The organism is Streptomyces sp. NRRL WC-3549 (assembly GCF_000721935.1).
Lineage (GTDB): Bacteria > Actinomycetota > Actinomycetes > Streptomycetales > Streptomycetaceae > Streptomyces.
Genome location: NZ_KL585437.1, coordinates 65220 through 66265, shown reverse-complemented (window position 1 = coordinate 66265; position 1046 = coordinate 65220). Strand labels below are relative to the sequence as shown.

The 1046-nt window shown below is 68.5% G+C and carries 1 protein-coding gene; it reads right to left on the bottom strand.

Annotated elements, in window-relative coordinates:
• Window positions 1-83 precede the first annotated feature (83 nt).
• Window positions 84-899 carry a DsbA family protein gene (locus tag IH13_RS0132100; protein ID WP_031089949.1) on the bottom strand — a complete coding sequence of 272 codons (816 nt, stop codon included), beginning with the start codon at window positions 897-899 and terminating at the stop codon, window positions 84-86.
• Window positions 900-1046 lie beyond the last annotated feature (147 nt).

Genomic DNA, 1046 nt, shown 5'->3' with positions numbered 1-1046 from the left:
TGTGTATAAGAGACAGCCTGTCGGCCGTCCGACGCCCGGAGCCGTGCCCGTGGCCGGACACGTCACGCGGACCCCTCGGCGGATCAGCCCTTCAGCGCCTTGGTGATCGCCGCGGTGAACTCGGCCTCCGTCATCGGGGCGTTGTCGCTGCCCTCGGCGGTGACCTTCTCGCCGTCCATCTTCAGCGTCGGGGTGCCCTGCACGCCGCTCTTGTCGAACGTCTTGGACATCCTCATGGCCCAGGCGTCGAAGGTGCCGTCCTTGACGGCCTTCTGGAACGCCTTGTTGTCCTTCAGCGCGTCGACCGAGTTCGCCACCTCGATGAGGTAGTCGTCCTTCGCGAACTTGTCGTCGGTCTCCTCGGGGTGGTACTTCGCGGAGTACAGCGCCGCCTTGTAGTCGAGGAAGGCCTCCGGGCTCACGTCGAGCGCGGCGCCCAGGGCGCTCAGGGCGTTCTTGGAGCCCTCGCCGTTGGACGCGTTGTCGAGGAAGGTGGCACCGATGTACTTGATCTTGTACTTGCCGTCCTCGACGTCCTTGGCGATCGTCTCACCGACCCCCTGCTCGAAGACGGAGCAGATCGGGCAGCGGGCGTCCTCGTACAGCTCCAGGGTCTTCTTGGCGCTGTCCTTGCCGATGACCACGGTCGTGCCGTCGTCGCCCGAGGTGTTCTTCGGGGCGGTCACGTTCTTGGCGTCGGCGGCGGCCTCCCAGGCGGAGGGCTTGTTCAGCTGCATCACGCCGTAGCCGACGGCGCCCGCGACCGCCAGGACGGCGACCACCGAGACGCCGACGACGATCTGCTTGCGGGCCTTGTCCTTCTTGGCCTGGCGCTCGCGTTCGGCGCGCAGCCGCTCGCGTGCGGCGGACTTGTTGGCCTGGCTGTTGCGCTTGCTCATGATGTTCTCCGTGGGGGTGGGTCCAGGGGTGTACCGCGTACTCAGGCAGGGATGAGGGCCGAGCGCGGTGGTCCCCTGCGCCCCACGGAGTGGACGAGGAGGCGGGCCGGGTGGAGCGGGCCCGGACGTCCGGCGGGGCGGGGGGCC